This window comes from Denitromonas iodatirespirans (assembly GCF_018524365.1).
Classification (GTDB): domain Bacteria; phylum Pseudomonadota; class Gammaproteobacteria; order Burkholderiales; family Rhodocyclaceae; genus Nitrogeniibacter; species Nitrogeniibacter iodatirespirans.
Map to the genome: position 1 here is coordinate 1 of NZ_JAEKFT010000013.1, position 25,592 is coordinate 25,592.

The following is a 25,592-nucleotide window of genomic DNA, read 5'->3' on the forward strand; positions in this document are numbered from 1 at the left end:
AAGAAGCGGAATTCTTACACAACCAACCCGCCTCGTCAACCCCCAGAGCCACTTCCCATCTACCGAAACCCGCTCCGGGCGCCTCGCTCAACCGCACTGCGTTCAAGCGAGGTGCGAATTATAGTCATCCAAAAATCACTGTCAACCACCCAGCCAAACATTCTTCAAAAAACTGGAATTCTGCGGGGCCGACACAGAGGAGCCTTCTTTCGGACATGCCTCATTGGGAGATATGGAAAAGACCGAGCCGCGGGGCGGCTACACCGCGACGTAGGTGCGGACCTCGAATTCATGGCCGCGCCAGGCTGCGCCAATCGGCTTCAACTTCTGAATGCTGCCCTGCTCGGCCACGAACAGGGGCGCACTCGAGCGCAAGACGCCGGCAGGCGCAACGACCCGGAGCTGGGCGCCCCGTCGCAGCGGGTCGCATAGCAACACTTCCATCGGCGCGCGTCCGTCATCAGCTCGAACGACACGCGGTTCGAGCGCAAATGTCTCGATACCGACGAAGGCTCGACTGAGATCGCCGCGCTGGATCCGTCGAACCATGCCCAGACGCCAAGGCGCAGCGTCCTCGGAGCGCACGGCCACCAACTCGCCGATGCGAGGCATGCCGAACTCGGATACCGGCGCAAGCGCCCCCAGGCCGCTCAGGCTGACATCCCGCAGCTCCCAGGTTGCGATATCGCCCGACGTCCCGCCGGAGAGGATCTGGTTGAATGAGAGCACGCCACGAACCGCGCTCAGCTTGCCATCCATCGCATGGCGGCGGTGGCGGCGGGCGGCGGGCGTGTCGTACCAGGTCCGACGGAAGTGCCGGATGCAGGCTGCAATATGCTCTTTCGCCACCGGGCCATCGCCGAGCCCGCTGGGGATGACGCCTTTTTTCAGCATCGCTTCCAACTCACCCAGCACCCGGTCGGCAAGCAACGGCGAAAAGTACCACGCGGGCTCTTCGGCAGAAAGCGCCTTGACCAAGCGGCGCGGCGCACCGCCCAAAATCGGGGAGACAAAAAAACGAGCCCCTTCCACCGGCCCGGCCCCCAGGTGAAGAGCCGGCAACAGATGGAGAATCAGCCTGTCGGCCACATCCACCAGCTCGACCGGCATCTGCTCCAGCCCCGAGCACTGCAGCGCGACGGCCCGCAGATATTCTCGGTAGGTCGACGTCTCGGTATCGCGCCCCTGGCGCAGGTGCACCGGGAGCATCAGGCGACCGTCTTCCTCCGCCTCAAGAAATACGGCGCCCATCTGCTGCCACAGGGCATCGTCGTAGGGGCCATAGAGCAAGTGTGCCCACTTGAGCCGTCCGGTTTCGGCGCGCATCAGGCGTGCCGCGATTTCGGCGGCCGCATCGGGTTGAATCGCGGGGGCGTAGCGCTGACGCTGCAAGATCGCATGCCCGGCTTCGACGACGGCACCGAACAGGCGGGTCGACGCGGCATGCAACACTTCACCACGCCCCGTCCCGAGCGCGGCCGACTGCAGAAATCCCTTCACTGCCTGGCGGATGACCGGCTGGGCGGACTCATCGAACTCCCGCAGGGCGGTGCTCAGCTCGTGCACTGACCAGTCGGTGCCCTCAAGCATCAACTCGATACCCGCGGCAATTTCATCGAGCGCCAAGCCGGGCTCATGTTCCGGCAGCGATTGCAGGCGCCACCGGACTTCGTCCAGCAGGCGCGATTTCTCTAGCGAAAGGGCCGGCGCATTCAGGAACATGGGGTGCTCACGCAATTGCCGCATCTCGTTGTCGTTTCGAGCATTATTCCACACAACGCTTTCCACGCGGCATGGTTTTCCTGCCGCCCCCCGAGCCTGCGCGCACCGCCTCGGGCCCGCGGTACAATCGCCCGTTCCCATGAATCGACAGGTTGGCCGAATGCAACAATATCTCGACCTCATGCGCCATGTGCTCGAACACGGCCATGGCAAATCCGACCGCACCGGCACCGGCACGCTGTCGGTGTTCGGGCACCAGATGCGCTTTGACCTGGCGGCGGGATTCCCCTTGCTGACCACCAAGAAACTCCACTTGCGCTCGATCATCCACGAGTTGCTGTGGTTTCTGGCCGGCGACACCAATATTGCCTATCTGAAAGCCAACGGCGTCTCGATCTGGAACGAATGGGCCGACGAAAACGGCGACCTCGGCCCGGTGTACGGTCACCAGTGGCGCCACTGGCCGGGGCGCGACGGCGGCGAGGTCGATCAGATCCGGCAGTTGGTCGAGGGGCTGAGGCGCAACCCGGATTCGCGCCGCCACCTGGTCTCGGCCTGGAATCCGGCCGACGTCGACCGCATGGCGCTGCCGCCCTGTCATGCGCTATTCCAGTTCTATGTGGCGGACGGGCGCCTATCGTGTCAGCTCTACCAGCGCAGCGCCGACATCTTTCTCGGCGTGCCCTTCAATATCGCCTCGTACGCCCTGCTGACCTTGATGGTGGCGCAGGTGTGCGGGTTCAAGCCGGGTGACTTCGTGTGGACCGGCGGCGACTGTCATCTGTACCAGAACCACCTGGAGCAGACCCGCCTGCAACTGTCCCGCACGCCGAAGCCACTGCCGAGCTTGCATATCAATCCGGATGTGACCGATCTGTTCGCCTTCCGCTTCGAGGATTTCACACTGGAAGGCTACGATCCGCATCCGCACATCAGCGCACCGGTGGCCGTATGAGCGGCCCCGAAATCGTGCTGATCGCCGCCGTCGCCCGCAATGGCGCCATCGGCAAAGACAACGCCCTGCCCTGGCGCCTGAAGGCGGATCTGGCGCATTTCAAGCGCACGACACTGGGCCATCCGGTGGTGATGGGGCGCAAGACCTGGGAGTCGCTCGGTCGGCCCCTGCCCGGCCGCCAGAACATCGTGATCAGCCGCGACCCGGCCTATGTCGCACCGGGCGCTTGCGTGGCGGGCGATCTGGCGGCGGCCATCGCGGCCTGCCCGGACGACGCTCGCCTCTTCGTCATCGGTGGCGCGCAGATCTACGCGCTGGCGCTTCCGCAGGCCGATCGTCTGGTGTTGACGGAAGTGGACGCTGACGTCGATGGCGATGCGTTCTTTCCCGCCTTTGACCGCTCGGCGTTCGAGGAAACCTCGCGGTTGCACCAGCCGCAGGATGCGGACAACGACCACGCCGCAGACTTCGTCGACTACCGTCGCGTGCGCTGACGCCCCCGGCCGCAACGGCAGGGGGCGCCACGCTCAGTCCTGAATCACGCAGTCCACGCAGTAGCGGGTTTCGCCGTCCACCTCACCTTTGACGAGGCCGTGGATATCGGTCTCGAAGCCGGGGAAGCTGCCGTTGAAATCGCGCGCGAAACGCAGGTAGCGCACGATCGTCGCATTGAAGCGCTCGCCCGGGATCAGCAGCGGGATGCCCGGCGGATAGGGTGTGAGCAGCACGCTGGTGACGCGGCCTTCGAGCTCGTCGATCGGCACTCGCTCGATTTCACGATGCGCGGTCTTGGCAAAGGCATCGGTCGGGCGCATCGCCGGCACCATGTCGGACAGATACATCTCGGTGGTCAGCTTCGCCACGTCATGGTCCTGGTAGAACGCATGGATCTGCAGGCACAGATCTTTCAGGCCGACACGCTCGTAGCGCGGGTGCTTGGCGATGAACTCGGGCATCACGCGCCATAGCGGGCGGTTGCGGTCGAAGTCGTCCTTGAACTGCTGCAGCTCGGTCACCAGCGTGTTCCAGCGGCCCTTGGTGATGCCGATGGTGAACATGATGAAGAAGGAGTAGAGCCCGGTCTTTTCGACCACGATGCCGTGCTCGGCCAGGTATTTGGTGAGCACGCCCGCGGGGATGCCCCAGTCGGCGAAATCGCCGTCCACATCCAGCCCCGGGGTGATCAGCGTGGCCTTGATCGGGTCGAGCATGTTGAAGCCCGGCGCCAGATCGCCGAAACCGTGCCAGCGCTCGCCGGCCTGCAGCATCCAGTCCTCGCGCTCGGCAATGCCGTCGTCGGACAGGTACTCCGGCCCCCACACCTTGAACCACCAGTCGTCGTCGCCGAATTCAGCGTCCACCTTGCGCATGGCGCGACGGAAGTCGAGCGCCTCGGCGATCGACTCCTCGACCAGCGCGGTGCCGCCCGGCGGCTCCATCATCGCCGCGGCGACATCGCAGGAGGCGATGATCGAGTACTGCGGCGAGGTCGAGGTGTGCATCAGGTAAGCCTCGTTGAAGATGTCGCGGTCGAGCTGCCGCTCTTCGGAGTCCTGCACCAGGATCTGCGATGCCTGCGACAGCCCCGCCAGCATCTTGTGCGTCGACTGCGTGGAGAAAATCATCGACTCCTTGCAGCGCGGACGGTCTTCGCCGATGGCGTGATAATCGCCGTAGAAATCGTGGAAGGCGGCGTGCGGCAGCCAGGCTTCGTCGAAGTGCAGCGTGTCGATCTCCCCGTCGAGCATTTGCTTGATGGCCTCGACGTTGTACAGCACACCGTCGTAGGTCGACTGGGTGATGGTGAGAATGCGCGGGTTCTTGGCCGCGGTCTTGCTCACGAAGGGGTTGGCCGCGATCTTCTTGCGGATGTTCTCGATCTTGAACTCTTCGAGCGGAATCGGCCCGATGATGCCGTAGTGGTTGCGCGTCGGCGTGAGGAACACCGGCACCGCGCCGGTCATGATGATCGAGTGGAGAATCGACTTGTGGCAGTTGCGATCCACCACCACCACGTCGCCCGGCGCCACGGTGGAGTGCCACACCATCTTGTTGGAGGTGGAGGTGCCGTTGGTCACGAAGTACAGGTGGTCGCAGTGGAAGATGCGCGCCGCATTGCGCTCGGACGCGGCTACCGGGCCGGTATGGTCGAGCAGCTGGCCGAGTTCGTCGACCGCGTTGCACACGTCGGCACGCAGCATGTTTTCGCCGAAGAACTGGTGGAACATCTGCCCCACCGGGCTTTTCAGGAAGGCCACCCCACCCGAGTGCCCCGGGCAGTGCCACGAATACGAGCCGTCGGCGGCGTAGTGCGTCAGGGCGCGGAAGAAGGGCGGCGGCAGGCTGTCGAGGTAGCTGCGCGCCTCACGCACGACATAGCGCGCGATGAACTCCGGCGTGTCCTCGAACATGTGGATGAAGCCGTGCATCTCGCGCAGCACATCGTTGGGAATGTGGCGCGAGGTGCGCGTTTCGCCATACAGAAAGATGGGGATGTCGGCGTTGCGGAAGCGGATCTCCTGCACGAACAGGCGCAGGTCGTTGATCGCCTTGTCCGAGGCCTCGGGCGAATTGAATTCCTCATCGTCGATCGACACGATGAAGGTCGACGCCCGGCTCTGCTGCTGGGCAAAGGAGGCCAGGTCACCATAGCTGGTGACGCCCAGCACCTCGATATTCTCGCCCTCGATCGCCTTGGCCAGTGCGCGCACGCCGAAGCCGCTGGTGTTCTCCGAGCGGAAGTCTTCGTCGATGATGATGATCGGAAACTGGAAACGCATCCTCGCCCCCTGAAATGAATAAGGCCCACGCCGCTTGGGCTGTGGGCACATCCTACCGCGATGCGGTGACAGTTTGTCGTGCCGGGCGGCGCGGCCCGGCCGAGCATCAGATCTTCGGCAGCGTCACGCCTTTCTGGCCGAAATACTTGCCGCCGCGATCCTTGTACGAGGTCTCGCACACTTCGTCCGACTCGAAGAACAGCATCTGCGCCACGCCCTCGTCGGCATAGATCTTGGCCGGCAGCGGCGTGGTGTTGGAGAACTCCAGCGTCACATGGCCTTCCCACTCGGGCTCGAGCGGCGTCACATTGACGATGATGCCGCAGCGCGCGTAGGTGCTCTTGCCCAGGCACACCGTCAGCACATTGCGCGGAATGCGGAAGTACTCGACCGTGCGCGCCAGGGCGAAGGAGTTGGGCGGGATGATGCACACGTCGCCGACGAAATCGACGAAGTTGCCCGAATCGAAGTTCTTCGGATCGACGATGGTCGAGTTGATGTTGGTGAAGATCTTGAATTCGTTGGCGCAGCGCACATCGTAGCCGTAGCTCGAGGTGCCATACGACACGATCTTGCCGCCGCCGTTCTGGCGCACCAGTTCGGGCGCAAACGGCTCGATCATGCCGTGTTCCTGCGCCATGCGGCGAATCCACTTGTCCGACTTGATGGACATCCTCACACTCCGGTCAGACCCGCCCCGCGGGCGCGTCGCTTGATAAAGCGGCCTATTCTAGCGGCGCGGCGGGGCGAATCAAGGTCCGTCGTCGGCTCAGGTGTTCTGCACCACGATATTGGGAAACTTGTGGGTCATGTTCTTGGCCCGGATCGCCACGCTGCCGGCCACTTTGCGGGCGATTTCGCCATACAGGCCGGCGATGCGCCCGTCCGGTTCGGCCACCACGGTCGGCCGGCCGGCATCGACCTCGGAGCGGATCTGCATGTCGAGCGGCAAGGCGCCGAGGAAGGCGATGCCGTAGTCCTCGCACATCTTCTGGCCGCCGCCGGTACCGAAAATGTGCGACTCATGGCCACACTTCGGACAGATGTGCAGGCTCATGTTCTCGACCACGCCGAGGATCGGCACCCCCACCTTCTCGAACATCTTGACGCCCTTGCGCGCGTCGAGCAGGGCGATGTCCTGCGGCGTGGTGACGATCACCGCGCCGGTCAGCGGCACGCTCTGCGACAACGTGAGCTGGATGTCGCCGGTGCCCGGCGGCATGTCGACGATCAGGTAGTCCAGATCCTGCCAATTGGTCTCGGTCAGCAGCTGCTTGAGCGCCTGCGTCGCCATCGGACCGCGCCACACCATCGGCGTCTCGACATCGACCAGGAAGCCGATCGACATCGCCTGCACGCCGAAGGCCTCGATCGGCGTCAGCGTCTTGCCGTCCGGCGAGGCTGGCTGCGCGCCTTGCAGGCCGAGCATCTGCGGCTGTGAGGGGCCGTAGATGTCAGCGTCCAGCACGCCCACACGCGCGCCCTCGGCGGCCAGCGCCAGGGCCAGGTTGACCGCCGTGGTGCTCTTGCCCACGCCGCCCTTGCCCGAGGCCACGGCAATGATGTTCTTGACGCCGGCCAAGAGCTTCACGCCGTGCTGCACAGCGTGCGCGACGATCTTGGTGGTGAGATTGACGTCGACGGCCGACACGCCCGCCACCTGCCCCACCGCCTCGGCCACCTGCGCGCGCAGGGCAGCCTCCTGGCTGCGCGCCGGATAACCCAGCTCGACCGCCACCGACACCTTGCCGCCGTCGACGGCGACATCGCGAACGCAGCGGCTGCTCACGAGATCCTTCCCCGTGTTGGGGTCGACCACGTTCTTGAGCGCTGCCTGAATCTGATCCTGATCGATTTGCATGCTGACTCCACATCGGGAACGGGCATTCGGTGCTGCCCAACAGGCGCATCATACCGAAGCCGACTGCATTCGCCTCCCCTGACACGAACAGGGTTATCCTTCGGCCCCTGAGCGCGTACGCAGCGCCCCCGCCAACCCGCCGAGCCGACGAACGCAATGCCCGCCATTCGCCCCTTTCTTGCCCTGACGCTGCTGGTCGCCCTGCTCTCCGGCTGCGCCAGCCAAGCCCCGGTCGCCGACACGCCGACCGCCCCGGCCGACACCGCCCCCGCGCCGCGCAAAGCCATCGCCGACTACGACTGGCAGCCGGTACTCGATGCCCTGAATGCCGACGCCGGTACCGATAGATTCCACAGCCAGATCGGTACCGACAACACCCTCCAGCTGACGCTCCAGGACGATGTCGCCTTCGCCAGCGGCAGCCCCACGCCGACCGCGCGCTTCACCGCCATGCTCGACCGTCTGGGCGACATCCTTCAGCAGCGCCATGGCCTGGTGGTGCGCATCGTCGGGCATACCGACAGCACCGGCCGCGAGGGCTACAACATGCAGCTGTCGCGCGCCCGCGCAAAAGCCGTGCGCACCGCGCTGATCGACCGCAGCGGTGTCGCCCCCGCGCGCCTCGATGCCGAAGGGCGCGGCGAGTCCGAACCGGTGGCCGACAACGACACCGCCGAAGGTCGTGCCCGCAACCGCCGGGTGGAGTTGTTCCTGACGCCGCTGCCTTAAGCCCGCCGCGAGCCCGCCCGCCTTTGATAAACTTGCGGTCTTTGACCGCCAGCGCAGGAAACCATGTCGCGCCAGATCCTCGTCACCAACGCCTTGCCCTACGCCAATGGCGATATCCACCTCGGCCACCTGGTCGGGTACATCCAGGCCGACATCTGGGTGCGCTACCAGCGCATGCAGGGGCACAGCGTGCACTACGTGTGCGCCGACGACACCCATGGCACGCCGGTGATGCTGCGCGCCGAAAAGGAAGGCGTCACCCCCGAGCAGCTGATCGGCCGGGTGCATGGCGAGCACCTGCGCGACTTCACCGATTTCGACGTCGCCTTCGACAACTACCATTCCACGCACAGCGAAGAGAACCGCCTGTTCGCCGAGGACATCTACGGCAAGCTCAAGACCGCCGGGCTGATCGAAACCCGCGCCATCGAGCAGTTCTACGACCCGGTCAAGGCCATGTTCCTGCCCGACCGCTTCATCAAGGGCGAATGCCCCAAGTGCGGCGCGCTCGACCAGTACGGCGACAACTGCGAAGTGTGCGGCGCCGCCTACGCGCCCACCGACCTCAAGAACCCGGTCTCCGCCGTCTCCGGCGCCAAGCCCGAGATGCGCAGCTCCGAGCACTACTTCTTCAAGCTCTCCGACCCGCGCGCGGTCGATTTCCTGCGCGACTGGACGCAAGGCACCGCCGCCGACGGCACGCGCCGCCTGCAGACCGAGGCCAGCAACAAGATGAAGGAGTGGCTGGGCAGCCCGGGCGAGAACAAGCTCTCCGACTGGGACATCTCGCGTGACGCGCCCTACTTCGGCTTCGAGATCCCCGGCGCGCCGGGCAAGTACTTCTATGTCTGGCTGGACGCGCCGATCGGCTACTTCGCCAGCTTCAAGCACCTGGCCGACAAGACCGGCCGCATCGACATCGAGCGCTTCATCGACGGCGCCGCCGCAGCCAAGCACGGCACCGAGCTGGTGCACTTCATCGGCAAGGACATCCTCTACTTCCATGCCCTGTTCTGGCCGGCCATGCTGCAGTTCGCCGGCTACCGCACGCCCACGCAACTGGCGGTCAACGGCTTCCTCACCGTCGACGGCGCCAAGATGAGCAAGAGCCGCGGCACCTTCATCACCGCCCGCTCCTATGTCGAGCAGAAGCTCAACCCGGCCTGGCTGCGCTACTACTTCGCCGCCAAGTCGAACGGCACCATGGAAGACGTCGACCTCAACCTCGACGACATGATCGCCAAGGTCAATGCCGACCTGGTCGGCAAATTCATCAACATCGCCAGCCGCTGCGCCGGCTTCATCACCAAGCGCTTCGAGGGCAAGCTGGCCGCGCCGGATCTCGACGCGCTGGCGCCCTATCGCACCAGCCTCGAGGGCGGCGAGGTGGCGCGCGCCTACGAGGCACGCGACTACAGCCGCGCGTTGCGCGAGATCATGCGTCTGGCCGATGTGGCCAACCAGTATGTGAACGACCACAAGCCCTGGGAGCTGGCCAAGGATGCGGCCAACACCGAGCGCCTGCACACCGTGTGCAGCACCGCGCTCAACCAGTTCCGTGTGCTCGCCGGCCTGCTCAAGCCGATCCTGCCGGCGGTCGCCGCGCAGGTCGAGGCCTTCCTCGACATCGCCCCGCTGCGCTGGACCCAATTGACCGACACCCTGCCCGCCGGCCATGCCATCGCGCCCTATAGCCACATGCTGACCCGCGTCGAGCGCAAGCAGATCGACGCCCTCATCGAGGCCAACAAGGCCTCGCTGGCCCCCGCACCGGCCGCCGACAGCCACAGCCGCCAGCGCCATGCCGAAAGCCAGCAAAAAGACGCCCAGGCCGCCACCACCGCCGAGTCGCACATCGGCATCGACGACTTCACCAAGGTGGATCTGCGCATCGCCCGCATCGTCAGCGCCGAGCATGTGGAGGGCGCCGACAAGCTGCTGCGCCTGCAGCTCGACATCGGCGAAGAAAAGCCCCGCCAGGTGTTTGCCGGCATCAAGTCGGCCTACGACCCGGCCACCCTGGTCGGCCGGCTCACCGTGATGGTGGCCAACCTCGCCCCGCGCAAGATGAAGTTCGGCATGAGCGAGGGCATGGTGCTGGCCGCCTCCGACGAGAGCGGCAGCACGCCCGGCCTGTTCATCCTCTCCCCCGACGCCGGCGCCACGCCCGGCATGCGAGTGAAGTGACCATGAACGCAACTCACGGAAAAACCGACACCGGCGGCAGCATGGCCAAATGGGTGGCCCTGCATCTCGTCGGCTCCATCATCGCCGTGCTCGGCGCGCTCTACCTGATCGCCGACATGGCCCTGCTCGACGGCATCCCGTCGTCCACCGCCCAGGCCATCGCCATGGTGGCCATCGGCCTGGTGCTCGACTTCTGGGGCGTCGTCGAACTCCGTCGCATCCAACTCAGGCGCAAAGCCGCCAAGGAGGAAGCATCATGAGCAGCCCCTTAGCTCAGCATCTGATCATCACCGGCACCGTCCAGGGCGTGTGGTATCGCGCCTCGGCCGCCGAGGCGGCCAATCGGCTCGGCGTGTGCGGCTGGGTCCGCAACGGCACCGACGGCTCGGTCGAAGCGCTGGCCATCGGCACCGAGCTGGCACTCGAATCCTTCGTCGCCTGGTGTCATGAAGGCCCGCCGCAGGCCCGTGTCGCCCGCGTCAAAGTGAGCGAGGCCGAACTGCCCGACCCGATCCCCACCGACTTCACCGTCGCCCCCGACGCCTGACCCCGCCCCCGCTCGAGGAGCCTAAATGCGCTTTCGCCCACGGTTGCTCGACACCCTGCCGGGCTACGACCGAGCCCAGTTCGCCGGCGACGCCGGAGCCGGCATCACCGTCGGCGTGCTGGCCCTGCCACTGGCCATGGCCTTCGCCATCGCCTCGGGCATGTCGCCCACCGCCGGCATCTGGACGGCGATCATCGCCGGCTTCCTGATCTCGCTGCTGGGCGGCTCGCGGGTGCAGATCGGCGGCCCCACCGGCGCCTTCATCCCGATCATCTACGCCATCGTCGTCGACTATGGCGTCGCCAACCTGCTCATCGCCTCGATGCTCGCCGGCCTGATGCTGGTGGCGATGGGGGCCTTCCGACTCGGCAGCATGATCCGCTTCATCCCCATTTCGGTGGTGATCGGCTTCACCAACGGCATCGCCGTGGTGATCTTCCTCTCGCAGATCAAGGACTTCCTCGGCCTGAAAATCGACCAGCTGCCCGGCGAGTTCTTCGGCAAGGTCACCACCCTGGCCGGCGCGCTGGGCACCGCGCACCTGCCCACCGTGGTGCTCGCCGTCGCCTCGCTGGCGCTGCTCGTCGGCTGGAACCGCCTCGCCCAGCGCATCCGCTGGATGCGCCGCCTGCCCGGCCCGCTCGGCGTGCTGGCCATCGGCACCGCCGTCACCGCGCTGTTCGGCCTGCCGGTGGACACCATCGGCTCGCGCTTCGGCGGCATCCCGCAGGCCGTGCCGGCACTGGCCTTCCCCGACCTCGACCTCTCCAACCTCGGCAAGCTGATCGCCCCGGCGCTGACCATCGCCATGCTCGGCGCCATCGAGTCCCTGCTCTCGGCCCGCGTCGCCGACGGCCAGATCGACGACCGCCACGACCCCAACCAAGAGCTGCTGGCGCAAGGCGTGGCCAACATCGTCGCACCGCTGTTCGGCGGCTTTGCCGCCACCGGCGCCATCGCCCGCACCGCCACCAACATCCGCAGCGGCGGGCGCACCCCGGTGGCCGGCATGATCCACGCCCTGGTGCTGCTGGCCGTGGTACTGGCACTGGCGCCGCTGGCCCATCACATCCCGCTGGCCACGCTGTCGGCCATCGTGGTGATGGTGTCGGTGCACATGGGCGAATGGCATGCCTTCAAGACGCTCGGCCGCTTCTCGGTGGCCTATCGCACCATCTTGCTGTCCACCTTCTTCATCACCGTGGTGTTCGACCTGACCCTGGCGGTGGAACTCGGCCTGGTGCTGGCCAGCCTGTTCTTCATCCGCCGCGTCTCCGACCTGACGCGCATCGAACCGGTGCCGCTGGGCGCCGATGTCAGCGATGCCGACCGCCAGCGCATCCAGGTCTTCCGCCTGTTCGGCAGCCTGTTCTTCGGCGCCGCCAACAAGCTCGAATCGCTGCTGGTGGCGGCCGACACCCGCCCGGCGGTGATCGTCCTGAGCCTCGACAAGGTCATCAACATCGACACCACCGGCCTCGAGATCCTGCAGAACCTGCACCGCACGCTGGCCCGGCAGGGCGCCGCGCTGATCCTGTGCGAACTCAACGCGCAGCCCGCCTCGCTGATCGCGCGCTCGGGCTTCGCCGCGCAGCTGGGCGAGGCCAACATCGTCGGCTCGCTCGCCGACGCACTGGCGCGCGCCCATGCCTGTGCCGCGGCGGCTCGACCGGCCGGCGGGCTCAGCGCGTCGCCGCCGCCGGTGGCCGACGCCAGCGCAGCACCATGACCGTCAGCGCCGGCAGAAAGGTCAGCGCCACCACGGCCGTGCCCAGCACCCCGAACAGCACGATCGCCCCGACACCACGATAAAGCTCGGTGCCCGCCCCGGGGATGAACACCAGCGGCGCCAGGCCGAAAACCGTGGTGAGCGTGGACATGGCGATCGGCCGCAGCCGCGTGGCCACCGCGTCGCGCACCGCCTCCAGCGCCTCCATGCCCCCCTCGCGCACATTGGTCATGGCCTGATGAACGATCAGGATCGGATTGTTCACCACCGTGCCCATGAGGATCAGGAAGCCGAGCATGGCGATCATGTCGAAAGGCTGGCTCAGCGGCGGCAGACCGAGCAGCGGCAGCAGGGCACCCACCGCATTCATCAGCCACAGCCCCAACACGCCGCCGGCCACACCGAGCGGGATGGTGGTCATGATCAGCAGCGGATAGCCCCAGTGGGTGAAGATGGCCACCAATAGCAGGTAGATGATGACCACCGCCACCACATAGTTGCCCGACAGCGCCGCGCGCGTGGCGTCGAGCTGGTCGCCGGCGCCGGAGAGGCCGACCGTGACGCTGGCCGGCAGCTGGCCGGACGCGCGCATGTGCCCCACCACCTCGTCGCGCACCATGCGCACGCCGTCTTCGAGCGCCACCGCCTCGGGCGGGATGATGTTCAGCGTCACCATGCGCCGGCCATCGACACGGCGAATGGTGCTGGTGTCCACGCGCTCGACGATCTCGGCCACCGTGGCCAGCGGCACCACCGCGCCGGCGGGCGTGTGGATCGGCAACTGCGCCAGGCTGTCGAGGGGGGCCGAATGACCGGCCTGGCCGTACAGGTAGATGTCGACCTTCTGGTCGTCGAGCAGGAATTCATCGACGAAGACACCGTCGGAGAGCGCCGCCACGGAAAAACCGATGTCACCCGCCGACAGGCCGAGTTCGGCCGCGCGCCGCCAATCGGGGCGCAACTCGACCAGCGGCTGGGACAGCGACAGCGTGGCCGGCTGGGCATTGATGCGCGGCGAATCGAACACCGCCTGGGCGCGGCGGTAGGCGCCGAGGGCTACCGTGTAGATGGTGGCCAGATCGGGGCCAGCGATGTCGAGATTGACGCTGCGCGTGCCACCGTCGTTGCTGGTGATGATCGAGCCGCGCGAGACGAAGGCGCGCATGCCCGGGTACTGGTCGAAATGCGCCTCCAGCGCCGCCATCAGCGGCCGGATGTGGGCCGGATCCTGCGGTTCGACCACCACGAACAGCCCGCTGTCCTGGACTCGCATGTTGAAGTAGCGGATCGGCGGCACCTCGGCCTGGCCGGCATCGAAGCGTTCGGGCGCCTGATTGCGGTAGGGCAGGAAGTGCGCCTCGACCTGCGCCGCGATGCGCTCCATCGACGCCAGGTTGTAGCCCGGCGGCGCATTCATGCGGGCGAAGGCCTTGGGCTCCTCGCCCTCGGGCAGGTACTCGGCCGCCGGCGTCAGCCACAGGAGGATGGCGAGGCTCGCCGCGACGGTGCCGACGATCGCCGCCAGGCGGCGCGGGCGGCTCACCATCAGGCGGTCGACGCCGGCCAGCACCCGGGCCCGCAGCCCACGCGGCATGGTGTTCTCCTCGAGCGCGCCGAAGGACAGGCGTGCGCAGGCCGTGGGCAGCACCGTGATGGCGACGAGCATCGAGGCCAAGATCGAGGCCGACACCCCGATCGCGATGTCCGAATAGAGCTGCCCTGCCTCCTGCGCGATGAACAGGATCGGCACGAAGACCAGCACCGTGGTGAGTGTCGAGGCCAGCACCGCCGGCCACACCTGGCGCACCCCCTCGACCGCCGAGCGGACGCGGTCCATGCCGCGCTGGCGCGCCAGCTCGATGCTCTCGAGCACCACGATGCTGTTGTCCAGCGTCATGCCGATGGCGAAGGCCACGCCGGCCAGCGAGATGACATTGACCGTGCGCCCCGCCAGCAGCAGGCCGAGAAAGGCGGCGATGGTGCATACCGGGATGCCCATCACCCCCACCAGCGTGGCCTTGAACGAGCGCAGGAAGAGATACATCACCGCACTCGCCAGCAGCGCGCCGATCATCAGGTTCTGCCACACATTGGCCAGCGAGGCCTCGACATAGCCCACGTCGTCGGCGATCAGGTGCAGCGTCATGCCGGCCGGCTCGAGCACCTCGCGGTTGACCGCCTCGATTTCGGCGACCATGGCGCGCTTGATGTCGATGACGTTGGCGCCGGGCTCGCGCCGCACCGACAGGCCGATCACCGATTCGCCGTCCATCAGCATGCGGCTGCTGATCTCGAAGTGGCCCTGGCGAATCTCCGCCAGGTCGCCGAGGCGGATGAGCGTGTCGCCACGGCGGGCGAGGATCAAGCCGCGCAGATCGTCGAGCGTCTCGAAGCGCCCGATGGTGCGCAGCAGGTAGCGGCGCTTGCCCGACTCGATCTCGCCGCCCGAGGCGTCGCGGTTGCGCGCGCCGACGGCGTCGCGCACATCGAGCACCGACAGGCCGTGCTCGGCCAGGCGGGCGTGATCGACGAGGATCTGGATCTGCCGCTCGGCGCCGCCATAGACGCTGATCTGCGACACGCCGAGGATGCGCTCGAGACGCGGTTGGACGTTGTCCTCGATGAAGTCCTGCATCATCACCATGTTCACCCGGCGCGGGTTGCCCGGCAGCGGCGAGATGCGGAAATACATGAAGGAGTTAGCCGAGAACGAGGTGGCGAACACTCGCGGCTGGTCCACGTTGTTGGGGTAGGACGGCACCTGGCTGAGCGCATTGGTGATGCGGATCAGGGTCTCGTTCATGTCGACCCCGTACGGAAACTCGAGCTGCACGTCCGCCCGGCCGAAAGACGCGGTGGACACCAGCCGCTGCAGGCTCGGCACGGTGCGCAGGTACTCCTCCTGCTCGACGAGGATCTCCTTCTCCACGTCCTGCGGCGTCGCGCCGGGCCAGACGGTGCGCACGGTAACCGTGCGCACATCCAGATCGGGGATCATCTGCACCGGAATACGCAGCGCCGCGACGATGCCGATCACCGTCACGATCAACACCGTGACCGTCATCAGCGTGCCGCGATCGACGATGCGCTCGAACATCAGCGCGCCCCGGCCACCGTCACCGCCTGCCCCGGTCGCAGCGACTCATTGCCCTCGACCACCACGCGCAGGCCAGCCTCGAGGCCATCGACGATCTCCACCATGCCGTCGAAGCCCAGCCCGGGTCGCACCACGCGCTCGACCACCTGGGTCTGCGCCCCGGCCGCCTCGACCACCCACACCGTCACCCGGCCGTCGACATGGCGCAGCAGCGCGTCGCGCGCCACCACCACGCGCTCGCGCCCGGCGTCCAGGCGCAGCACCGCGCTGGCCGACATGCCGGGCGTCATCGGCAGACCGTCGCGCACGATACCGACCCGCAGCAGGAAACTGCGCGCGCTCGCATCGCTGACCGGCACGATGCGCTCGATGCGCGCCTCGAGGGCCTCGTCCGGCAGCGCGTCGAGGCGCAGCTGCACCGGCACCTTGGGATCGAGGCGTGGAAAATACGCCTGCGGCACCTGCAGATCGACCCACAGCCCGCGCTCGGCGACCAGCGCCAGCGCCTCGTCACCGGGCGCGATCCACTCGCCCAGTTCGGTCAGCTTGGCGCTGATGACGCCGTCGAAGGGCGCCCGCAGCACATGCCGCTCGAGACGCGCCTGCGCCCCGCGTCGCTCCGCCTCGCGCTGGCGCAGCAGCGCGGCGTCGGCGCGCACCTCGGACTGCAGGGCTTCATGGGCCGACGCGGAAAGGCTGCGCGCGCTGGCCAGGCGCCGCCCATCGGCCTCGCGCCGGCGCGCATCGGCCAGCGCCTCGCTGGCCTGCGCCACCGCCGCCTGTGCCACCTCCAGGTCGAGGCGCGCCAGTTCGGCATCGAGCTCGACGAGGATCTCGTTCTTGCTCACCCGCGAGCCGACATCGACCCTCAACGCGGCCACCTTGCCGGCCACCTCGGGCGACAACCGCGCCGAGCGCGGTGCGGTCACGGTGCCCGATACCCGCAGCTCCTCGACCACCGCCTGCAACCGGCTCTCGGCGACGATCACGGCGGGGCCGGCGGCGCCGGCCAGCGACGCGCTCAGCGCCATGCCCAAGGTCAGGCAGCCTGCCAGGGCGCGAGCGCCAAGCCTGTGGCCGCGCAGTTTCGAGCCTTTCATCGCATCCTCCGATCCTTGCCCCGCCCGCGAGGCGCTACCGGCAAGATGGCGCCGGCGCACCGGGTGGCGCGACCGCCATCGCCGGGGGATTGTACCGTTCACCACGGTATCGCCCCGCGCGCGGCCCGCCGGCCATTTGACGCAGCGCGCTTGCGCTCGGGATAATCGCCCATCCTTTCACCCACACTCATAGAGAGAGACACCACCATGGCAGTTCTGGTCGGCAAGAAAGCCCCCGATTTCACCGCAACCGCAGTGCTCGGCAACAACGAGATCAAGGACATCACCTTTTCCGAAGTCACCAAAGGCAAGTACGCCGTGGTGTTCTTCTACCCGCTGGACTTCACCTTCGTCTGCCCGTCCGAGCTGATCGCCTTCGATCGCCGCCTGGAAGAGTTCAAGAAGCGCAATGTCGAAGTGCTGGGCGTGTCCATCGACAGTCAGTTCTCGCACCTGGCCTGGAAGAACACCCCGGTCGCCAAGGGCGGCATCGGCCCGGTCGGCTACACCCTGGTCGCCGACATCAAGCATGAGATCTGCCGCGCCTATGACGTGGAAGCCGAAGGCGGCGTGGCGCTGCGCGGCTCCTTCCTGATCGACCGCGACGGCGTGGTGCAGCACCAGGTGGTCAACAACCTGCCGCTGGGTCGCGACATCGACGAAATGCTGCGCGTGGTCGATGCGCTGCAATTCACCGAAGAGCACGGCGAGGTCTGCCCGGCCGGTTGGAACAAGGGCAAGGCCGGCATGAAGGCCAGCACCGACGGCGTGGCCGCCTACCTGAGCGAGCATGCCGAAGCGCTGTAATCCGGCGCCAGCATAAAAAACGCGGCCGAGCGGCCGCGTTTTTTTTGTCTGCCGCCAATCGCTCAGCGGTAGCGCACCTCGACCGCATCGGCCGGCAGCCATTCGCGCAGGCTGTCGAGCAGCGCGTCTTCGAGGCGCACCCGCCAGCCGTTGCCCAGCGGCAGGTCGCCCTCGGCCTCGGCATTGCGGTAGCGCACCAGCACCGGGCAGCCCTCCTCGCGGTAGGGCGCGAGCAGCGTCTCCAGGCGCTGGGCCGCGGCGCTGGCGCTGCCGGCTTCGGCCACCTCGCCGTTGAGGCGGATCTCCAGGCGCTGGGCGAAGCGACTGCGCGCCTCGGCCAGCGTCTGCATGCTGTCGGCGACGATGCGCAGGCCGCCGGTGAAGTCGTCGTTGCTGATCTTGGCGTCGACGATCAGCACGTCGTCCACCACGATCTTGCCGCGACGCGCATCGAACAGCTCGGAGAACACCGACACCTCGCGCACCGCCGTGCCGTCGTCGAGCACCACAAAGGCCATCTTGCCGCGCGCCGTCATCTTGGTGCGCACATCCATCACCACCCCGGCCAGGGTGGTCAGGTCGCGGCTCGGTTCGAGCTGGGCCAGAGTGCGGCGTACGAAGCGGCGCACCTCGGCCTTGAAGCTGTTGAAGGGGTGGCCGGAGAGGAAGAAGCCGATCGCGGTCTTTTCTTCCTTGAGCCGCTCGCGCTCGGTCCACGGGCGCACGCTCACATAGTCGGCCATCGGCCCGCCGGCATCGGGCAGCGCGTCGAACAGCCCGCCCTGCAAGGCGTTGGCGGCGATCTGCTCGGCCGCTTCCATGGCCACCGGCACGGTGGCGATGAGCTTGGCGCGATCCGGGTCGAGCGCATCGAAGGCGCCGGCGCGGATCAGCGCCTCGACCACGCGGCGGTTCACCGAGCGCCGGTCCACCCGCTCGCAAAAATCGAACAAATCGGTGAAGGGCTTGCCCTCGCGCGCCTTGATGATGGCCCGCACCGCCGGCTCGCCGGCGCCCTTGATGGCGCCGAGGCCGTAGCGGATGGTCTTGCGATCGACCGGCACGAAGCGGTAGTCCGATTCGTTCACATCCGGCGGCAGCATGACCAGCTTGTTGATCGGAGAGATCGCGTCTTCGTAGAAGATCTTGATCGTATCGGTCTGATCGAGATCCGACGACAGCGTGGCCGCCATGAAGGCGGCGCAGTGGTGCGCCTTGAGCCAGGCGGTGTGATAGGTGACTACCGCATAGGCCGCGGTGTGCGACTTGTTGAAGCCGTACTCGGCGAACTTCTCCATCAGGTCGAAGAGCTGCATCGCCAGCTCTTCGGTAAAGCCCTGCTTTTTCGCCCCCTCGCGCATGATCTCGCGGTGGCGGGCCATCTCCTCGGCCTTCTTCTTGCCCATCGCGCGGCGCAGCATGTCGGCACCGCCGAGCGTGTAGCCGCCGATGATCTGCGAGATCTGCATCACCTGTTCTTGATACACGATCACGCCGTAGGTCGGCTCCAGGCAGGCCTTGAGCGCGTCATCGAAGTAGTCGATGGCCTGCTGGCCCTTCTTGCGCAGGATGAAGTCGTCCACCATGCCCGAGCCGAGCGGGCCGGGGCGGTAGAGCGCGAGCACGGCGATGATATCTTCGAAGCGGTCGGGGCCGAGCTTTTTGAGCAGCTTCTTCATGCCGTCCGATTCGACCTGGAAGATCGCCGTGGTGTTGGCGTCTTTCAGGATCTGGTAGGCGGCCGGGTCGTCGAAGCTCAGGCCGGCCAGGTCGGGCCGCTTGCCGGAGAGGCGTTCGACATAGTCGACCGCCAGCTCGAGAATGGTCAGGTTGCGCAGGCCGAGGAAGTCGAACTTCACCAGGCCGACCGCTTCGACATCGTCCTTGTCGAACTGCGACACCGGCGTGGCGTCCTCGCCGTCGGCGATGTAGAGCGGGCAGAAGTCGGTGAGCTTGCCCGGTGCGATCAGCACGCCGCCGGCGTGCATGCCGACGTTGCGCGACAGGCCTTCGAGCGGCTCGGCCAGGCTCCACAGCTCCTGGATCGACTCGCCGTCGCCGGGGTCGGCCATCAGGTCGTTGATCTGCGGTTCCTGGTCGCGCGCATCGTTGAGCGACAACGGCTTGTTCTGCACCACCGGGATCAGCTTGGAGAGCCGGTCGCACAGACCGTAGGGCAGATCGAGCACGCGGCCGACGTCGCGCACCACGGCCTTGGAGGCCATGGTGCCGAAGGTGGCGATCTGGCTCACGGCGTCGGCGCCGTAGCGGTCGCGCACGTATTCGATGACCTTGTAGCGGTTGTCCTGGCAGAAATCGATGTCGAAGTCGGGCATCGACACCCGCTCGGGGTTGAGGAAGCGCTCGAACAGCAGCGCGTATTCGAGCGGGTCAAGATCGGTGATGCGCAGCGAGTAGGCGACCAGCGAGCCGGCCCCCGAACCCCGCCCCGGGCCGACCGGCACGCCGTTCTGCTTGGCCCAGTTGATGAAGTCCGCCACGATCAGGAAGTAGCCCGGGAAACCCATCTGCACGATGGTGTCGGTCTCGAACTTGAGGCGGTCGAAATAACGCTGGCGCTGGGCCTCGCGCTCGACTTCGTTGGGATACAGCTCCTGCAGGCGCACCTCCAGCCCGGCCTTGGCCTCGGCGACCAGGAAGTCGTCGAGCGTCATGCCCTCGGGGGTGGGGAACAGCGGCAGGAAGTTCTTGCCCAACTGCACGGTGAGCGAGCAGCGCTTGGCGATCTCCACGCTGTTGGCCAGCGCCTCGGGCAGGTCGGCGAAGAGCTCGGCCATCTCGTCCTGGCTCTTGAGGTACTGCTCTTCGGTGAAGTCCTTGGGCCGGCGCTTGTCGGCCAGCACATAGCCTTGCGAGATGCACACCCGCGCCTCGTGGGCCTTGAAGTCGTCGCGCTTGAGGAACTGCACCGGATGCGTTGCCACCACCGGCAGGCCGAGTTTGGCGGCCAGCTGCACCGCGGCGCGGATATAGGTTTCGGTGCCCGGATGGCCGGCACGCTGCAGCTCGATGTAGTAGCCCTCGGGGAAGCGCGCCGCCCAGGCACGGGCGCACTGCTCGGCGGCGGCCAGGTTGCCATTCATCACGGCCTGGCCGACATCGCCCAGCATCGCGCCGGACAGGCAGATCAGGTCGCTGGCCGCGCCATTGTCGAACCACTCGGCGCGCATCTCGGCGCGGCCGCGGTACTTATTGACCCGGTAGGCCTCGGTGAGCAGCTCGCACAGCTGGCCGTAGCCGGTGCGGTTGCGGCAGATCAGCAGCACGCGGCCGGGCTTGTCGCGGTCGGTGTCGTTGGTGATCCAGGCGTCCACGCCGATGATCGGCTTCATGCCCTTGCCGCGGCAGCCCTTGTAGAACTTGACCATGCCGAACAGGTTGGCCAGGTCGGAGATGCCCAGCGCGGGCATGCCGTCGGCGGCGGCGCGGGAAATGGCCTGGCCGACCTGCACGATGCCGTCGGAAATCGAGTACTCGGTGTGCAGGCGCAGGTGGATGAAGCGGGGATCGGTGGGCGTGTTCATGGGGCCGGATTCTACCGCGCAAACGCCACGCTGGCGCCTCCGGGCCACACCCGCCAGCCACGCCGGGACACCCGCCCCGCGCCGGCCGGCGCCCGCCGGCGCATCGCCGTTCGTCGTGCCGCCACCGCGCCGGCGTGCGCCGCTTCATGCCGAACGGGCTATAGTGACAAGGTCTTGTCGTCGGCGTCGAACGCGGCGGCGGACCGACCGCCGGGCACGATCCCGGCGGCGAAAGAAACCCCCAGATTCGTGGGGCCCGCCGCCGCTTGAGGTCAGCGGCCGGAGCACGTGGGCCCCAAGGAGAGACGCATGTTGATGGACCCACGCAAGCCTTCACGGACGGAAGGGCCTGCGGGGACCGACCGCGCCACGGCCGACGCATCGGCCGTGCCGATGTCTGCCCTGCCCATGGCGGCCGCGGTGATCGATGCGCAATGGCGCTTCGTGGCGGTCAACCCGGCCTTTACCGAGCTGCTGCCGCACCCGCTCACCCCGTTGCCTGGCCAACCCTGCGAAATGCTGCTGCCGATCGACCCGGCCGGGCTGATGGCACTGATGCAGCGCACGCGCTCGCTGGGCACGCTGCAAAGCGCCGACCTCATCGCCGATGCCGACCCCGACACGCCGCTGGCCGACATTCTGCATTGCCGCTGCCAGCCGCTGGCCGACGGCGCCTTGCTGCTGCTGATCGAGACCGCCACGACCCCGACGAGCGCGCCGCTGGCGCACAACATCCTCGACCACATCTTCACCTTCGTCGGGGTGCTGGCCCCCGACGGCACCGTGCTCGAAGCCAACCGGGCTTCGCTCGAAGCGGCCGACATCACGCTCGACGATGTGCGCGGGCGCAAGTTCTGGGACTGCTACTGGTGGAGCCTGGACCCGGAGATCTCCCGCCGCATCCGCCGTGCGGTGCGCAGTGCCGCCGCCGGCGCCACGCCGCGTTTCGACATCGACAAACGCATGGCCGGCACGCGCTTCGTCACCATCGATCTGATCCTGTCGCCGGTGCACGACGACAACGGCGCCATCACCCACCTGATCTACAGCGCCATCGACGTGAGCGATCGCAAGGCCGGCGAAGCGGCGCTGCAGCGCTCCGAACAGCGTTTCCGCCAGGTGGTCGAGTCCGCCCCCGACGGCCTGGCCATGGTCGACGCCAGCGGCCACATGGTGCTGGTCAACACCGGCATGGAGAGCATCTTCGGCTACACCCGCGGCGAAATGCTCGGCAACACCATCGAGATGCTGATGCCGCAGCGCCACCGCAGCGCCCATGGCGCGCTCTTCCAGGGCTACCTGGAAGAGCCCACGGCGCGCGACATGGCCGGGCGGCGCGAGCTCTACGCGCGGCGCAAGGACGGCAGCGAGTTTCCGGTCGAGATCGGCCTCAACCCGATCCCCACCGAAACCGGCACCATGGTGCTGGCCACCATCCAGGACGTCACCCGCCGCAAGGCCGACCGCCAGATGATCGAGCGTGCGCTGGAAGAAAAAACCGTGCTGCTGCACGAGATCCACCACCGGGTGAAGAACAACCTGCAGGTGATCTCCAGCCTGCTCAACCTGCAGGCACGCAGCGCCGACCCCTCGGTCGGCCAGGCGCTGTCGGAGAGCCAGGGGCGGGTCAAGGCGATGGCGCTGATCCACCAGCTGCTGTACGAGCGCAACGACTTCTCGCAGGTCGACCTGGGCACCTACCTGCAGCGCCTGTGCTCATTGCTGCAGGAGAGTTATCGCGACGGCCCGGCGCGCTTCACGCTGCAGGTCAATGCCGCCGAGCAAATGCACCTCAACCTGCAGCGCGCCGTGCCCTGCGGCCTGCTGGTCAACGAGTTGGTCACCAACGCCATCAAGCACGCCTTCCCCGACGGGCGCAGCGGTCATATCGACGTGACCCTGGCGCCGGTCGACGACCGCCATTGCGCGATCACCGTCGCCGACGACGGCGTCGGCCTGCCGCCCGATGTCTCGCCGGGCACCAGCCGCTCGCTCGGCATGCAGCTGATCCCCTTGCTCAGCGATCAGGCCGGCGGCCAGTGGCAGGTGTTTCGCGAACACGGCACCCGTTTCGAACTGATCATCAGCACCACCCCGCAGGAGGCACGATGAGTGGCCGAATCATGATCGTCGAGGACGAACGCATCGTCGCCCTCGATCTGCGCCAGACGCTCGAATCCTTCGGCCACGAGGTGGTGATGGTCGCCTCCAGCGGCGAACAGGCGGTGGCCGACGGGCCGCTGCTCAAGCCCGACCTGGTCCTCATGGACATCCATCTCGACGGCCCGATGGACGGCACGCAGGCGGCCTGCATCCTGCAGCAGCACAACATCCCGGTGCTGTTCCTGACCGCCTTCGCCGGCCAGGCCATGCTCGATCAGGCCGAGCAGAGCAGCCCCTACGGCTATCTGGTCAAACCGGTCGAAACCCGGGCACTGCAGGCCACGGTGCGCATGGCGCTGGCGCGCCGGCGTGCCGAGATCGCGGTCGAGAAAGGCGAAGAGCGTCTGCGCCTGGCGGTGGACGTCGCCGGCCTGGGCGTGTGGGAGTGGGATGCCGCCGCCGCCCGCTTCATCGGCGAGGGGCAGTTCGAATCGATCGTCGGCCACATCCCCGAATCGCTGGACGACACCGACAGCGGCTTTCTGTCGCGCATCGACGCGGCCTACCGGCCGGCCATCGCCGAGGCGCTGACACGCGGCGAGGCCATCCGCACCACCGTCAAGCTCAAAGAGATGCCGGGCCAGGGCCGCAACGGCTGGGTGGACTTCCACGCCCGCGCCTTCGCCCGCCCCGGCGGCGACCTGGACCGCGCCGTCGGCGTGATCCGCGATGTCACCGCCCAGCGCGAGCAGGAAGAGCGCCTGCGCCGCGCCGCCGTGGTGTTCACCAGCACCGGCGAGGGCATCGCCATCCTCGACGCCCAGCGTCGCGTCATCTCGGTGAACCCGGCCTTCACCACGCTCACCGGTTTCGCCGAAAGCGATGTGCAGGGACGCGAGCCGGATGACTTCCTCTACGCACGACGGCGCGAGGACGCCTTCTACACCCGCCTGCGCGAGAGCGAGTCGGACTACTGGAGCGGCGAGGTGGCCTGCGTGCGCCACGACGGCACCATGTTCCCCGCCTGGCAGCACCTGTGCGTGGTGCGCGATGCCCAGGGCCATATCGGCAACTATGTGCTGGCCATGTCCGACACCGGCGCGCTGCGCCGTGCCGAGGCGCAGATCAACCACCTGGCCTACCACGACACGCTCACCGGCCTGGGCAACCGCAACATGCTGGAAGACGCCATCGAGAAGGAGATCGAACGCGCCCACCAGAACGGCAGCCGCGTGGCGGTGCTGTTCATCGACCTCGACGGCTTCAAGCTGATCAACGACACCATGGGCCACGCCACCGGCGACCAGCTGCTAACCGAGGTGGCGCAGCGCATCAGCCGCGTCCTGCGGCGCACCGACACCGCCATCCGCCTCGGCGGCGACGAATTCGTGGTGGTGGTACCGGAGGTCGCGCGCTTCGAGGATTGCGCCAGCCTGGCCGAAAAACTGCTATGCGAGATCCGCACCGTGGTCGAGCTCGAACGCGAGCGCATCAGCGTCTCGGCCAGCATCGGCATTGCCGTCTATCCCGACAACGCCACCGATTTCACCGGCCTGATCCAGGCCGCCGACAGCGCCATGTACGGCGCCAAGGAGCGGGGCCGCAACCGTTTCGCTTTCTACTCGTCCGACATGGCCGATCGCGCCATGGAGCGGCTGCACATCGAACAGGGGCTGCTGCGGGCCATCGCCGGTGACCAGCTGCTGCTGCAATACCAACCGGTGGTCCGCATCGACGACGGACAACTGGTCGGCTTCGAAGCCCTGATCCGCTGGGACGAACCCAGCCACGGGCGCATCGGCCCCGACCGCTTCATCCCGGTGGCCGAGGAATGCGGCCTGATCGACTACATCGGCAGCTGGGTGCTGCATACCGCCTGCGCCCAGGCACTGCGCTGGATGCGCCAGGGCTTCGCCGACCTGCGCCTGGCGGTCAACGTATCGGCCCGCCAGATGACGACCGGCGACTTCCACGACACCGTCCGCGACGCCCTCGCCGTCACCGGCTTTCCGGCCAACCAGCTGGAACTGGAGATCACCGAGAGCACGCTGCAGGCGGTGGAGCACAGCCGCGAACTGCTGGGCCGGCTCAAGGCACTCGGCGTGCTGATCTCGATCGACGACTTCGGCACCGGTTTCTCGTCGCTGTCGCTGCTCAAGCACCTGCCGATCGACCGCATCAAGATCGACCGCTCCTTCGTCCAGGATCTGCCCGGCGACCCCAACGACGTGGCCGTCACCGGCGCCATCATCGCCTTGGCCACCAGCCTCGGATTGGGGCTGATCGCCGAAGGGGTCGAAACACCCGCGCAGCAGCAGTTCCTGCGCGCCCGCGGCTGCACCGAAGCGCAGGGCTATCTGTTCTCCCGCCCGCTCGATGTCGACGATGTGGACCAGCTGATCGCCACCCCGCGCGGACGGCTGTCGTAGC

17 protein-coding genes are annotated in these 25,592 nt (G+C 67.2%); 10 read left to right on the top strand and 7 right to left on the bottom strand.

Features of this window, described 5'->3' with window-relative positions:
• Positions 1–258: 258 nt before the first annotated feature.
• The gene (locus I8J34_RS12575; RefSeq protein ID WP_214361763.1) at positions 259–1,788 is read right to left on the bottom strand and encodes a cyclic-di-GMP receptor FimW-related protein; all 1,530 of its coding nucleotides are present in this window, start codon (positions 1,786–1,788) and stop codon (positions 259–261) included.
• Positions 1,789–1,882: 94 nt separating this feature from the next.
• Here I8J34_RS12575 and I8J34_RS12580 point away from each other — a divergent pair, with 94 nt between their 5' ends.
• Both I8J34_RS12580 and I8J34_RS12585 read left to right on the top strand, forming a co-directional pair.
• Positions 1,883–2,677, top strand: a complete 795-nt coding sequence (locus I8J34_RS12580; RefSeq protein WP_214361764.1) for a thymidylate synthase — start codon at positions 1,883–1,885, stop codon at positions 2,675–2,677.
• Positions 2,674–3,171, top strand: a complete 498-nt coding sequence (locus I8J34_RS12585) for a dihydrofolate reductase (RefSeq protein WP_214361765.1) — start codon at positions 2,674–2,676, stop codon at positions 3,169–3,171. The genes I8J34_RS12580 and I8J34_RS12585 overlap by 4 nt, the downstream gene beginning before the upstream one ends.
• A gap of 33 nt (positions 3,172–3,204) precedes the next feature.
• Here the strand turns inward: I8J34_RS12585 and I8J34_RS12590 are convergent, their stop codons facing one another.
• The 3 genes from I8J34_RS12590 to apbC all read right to left on the bottom strand — a co-directional run bounded on the left by I8J34_RS12590 (position 3,205) and on the right by apbC (position 7,318).
• Positions 3,205–5,457 carry an arginine/lysine/ornithine decarboxylase gene (locus I8J34_RS12590; RefSeq protein ID WP_214361766.1) on the bottom strand — a complete coding sequence of 751 codons (2,253 nt, stop codon included), beginning with the start codon at positions 5,455–5,457 and terminating at the stop codon, positions 3,205–3,207.
• A gap of 106 nt (positions 5,458–5,563) precedes the next feature.
• Positions 5,564–6,130, bottom strand: coding sequence for a dCTP deaminase (gene dcd, locus I8J34_RS12595; RefSeq protein ID WP_214361767.1), 567 nt, complete (start codon positions 6,128–6,130; stop codon positions 5,564–5,566).
• Between the two features lie 96 nt (positions 6,131–6,226).
• Positions 6,227–7,318, bottom strand: coding sequence for an iron-sulfur cluster carrier protein ApbC (gene apbC, locus I8J34_RS12600; protein WP_214361768.1), 1,092 nt, complete (start codon positions 7,316–7,318; stop codon positions 6,227–6,229).
• Between the two features lie 156 nt (positions 7,319–7,474).
• On the opposite strand from apbC, the gene I8J34_RS12605 reads away from it, so the two are divergent.
• From I8J34_RS12605 to I8J34_RS12625, 5 genes are all read left to right on the top strand, one after another.
• Positions 7,475–8,047 carry an OmpA family protein gene (locus I8J34_RS12605; protein ID WP_214361769.1) on the top strand — a complete coding sequence of 191 codons (573 nt, stop codon included), beginning with the start codon at positions 7,475–7,477 and terminating at the stop codon, positions 8,045–8,047.
• A gap of 63 nt (positions 8,048–8,110) precedes the next feature.
• Positions 8,111–10,234 (top strand): methionine--tRNA ligase, encoded by a 2,124-nt coding sequence (metG, locus tag I8J34_RS12610; RefSeq protein ID WP_214361770.1) that lies wholly within the window; start codon positions 8,111–8,113, stop codon positions 10,232–10,234.
• Positions 10,235–10,236: 2 nt separating this feature from the next.
• Positions 10,237–10,494 (top strand): hypothetical protein, encoded by a 258-nt coding sequence (locus I8J34_RS12615; RefSeq protein ID WP_214361771.1) that lies wholly within the window; start codon positions 10,237–10,239, stop codon positions 10,492–10,494.
• Complete coding sequence (locus I8J34_RS12620; protein ID WP_214361772.1) at positions 10,491–10,781, top strand: acylphosphatase; 291 nt, start codon at positions 10,491–10,493, stop codon at positions 10,779–10,781. The genes I8J34_RS12615 and I8J34_RS12620 overlap by 4 nt, the downstream gene beginning before the upstream one ends.
• Positions 10,782–10,806: 25 nt before the next feature.
• Positions 10,807–12,510, top strand: coding sequence for a SulP family inorganic anion transporter (locus I8J34_RS12625; protein ID WP_214361773.1), 1,704 nt, complete (start codon positions 10,807–10,809; stop codon positions 12,508–12,510).
• Here the strand turns inward: I8J34_RS12625 and I8J34_RS12630 are convergent.
• Together I8J34_RS12630 and I8J34_RS12635 are read right to left on the bottom strand one after the other, a co-directional pair.
• Entirely contained in the window at positions 12,464–15,607 is a 3,144-nt protein-coding gene (locus I8J34_RS12630) for an efflux RND transporter permease subunit (protein WP_214361774.1), read from the bottom strand. The genes I8J34_RS12625 and I8J34_RS12630 overlap by 47 nt on opposite strands.
• The gene (locus I8J34_RS12635; RefSeq protein WP_214361775.1) at positions 15,607–16,707 is read right to left on the bottom strand and encodes an efflux RND transporter periplasmic adaptor subunit; all 1,101 of its coding nucleotides are present in this window, start codon (positions 16,705–16,707) and stop codon (positions 15,607–15,609) included. The genes I8J34_RS12630 and I8J34_RS12635 overlap by 1 nt, the downstream gene beginning before the upstream one ends.
• A 207-nt stretch (positions 16,708–16,914) precedes the next feature.
• Between I8J34_RS12635 and I8J34_RS12640 the strand changes: the two genes are divergently transcribed.
• Positions 16,915–17,514, top strand: a complete 600-nt coding sequence (locus tag I8J34_RS12640) for a peroxiredoxin (RefSeq protein ID WP_214361776.1) — start codon at positions 16,915–16,917, stop codon at positions 17,512–17,514.
• Positions 17,515–17,576: 62 nt separating this feature from the next.
• Here I8J34_RS12640 and dnaE read toward each other — a convergent pair whose 3' ends face one another.
• Positions 17,577–21,059, bottom strand: a complete 3,483-nt coding sequence (gene dnaE, locus I8J34_RS12645; protein ID WP_214361777.1) for a DNA polymerase III subunit alpha — start codon at positions 21,057–21,059, stop codon at positions 17,577–17,579.
• A gap of 309 nt (positions 21,060–21,368) precedes the next feature.
• Between dnaE and I8J34_RS12650 the strand changes: the two genes are divergently transcribed.
• Together I8J34_RS12650 and I8J34_RS12655 are read left to right on the top strand one after the other, a co-directional pair.
• Positions 21,369–23,171 carry a PAS domain-containing HWE histidine kinase family protein gene (locus I8J34_RS12650; RefSeq protein ID WP_214361778.1) on the top strand — a complete coding sequence of 601 codons (1,803 nt, stop codon included), beginning with the start codon at positions 21,369–21,371 and terminating at the stop codon, positions 23,169–23,171.
• Entirely contained in the window at positions 23,168–25,591 is a 2,424-nt protein-coding gene (locus I8J34_RS12655) for a two-component system response regulator (protein WP_214361779.1), read from the top strand. Before I8J34_RS12650 ends, I8J34_RS12655 begins: the two co-directional genes overlap by 4 nt.
• Position 25,592 lies beyond the last annotated feature (1 nt).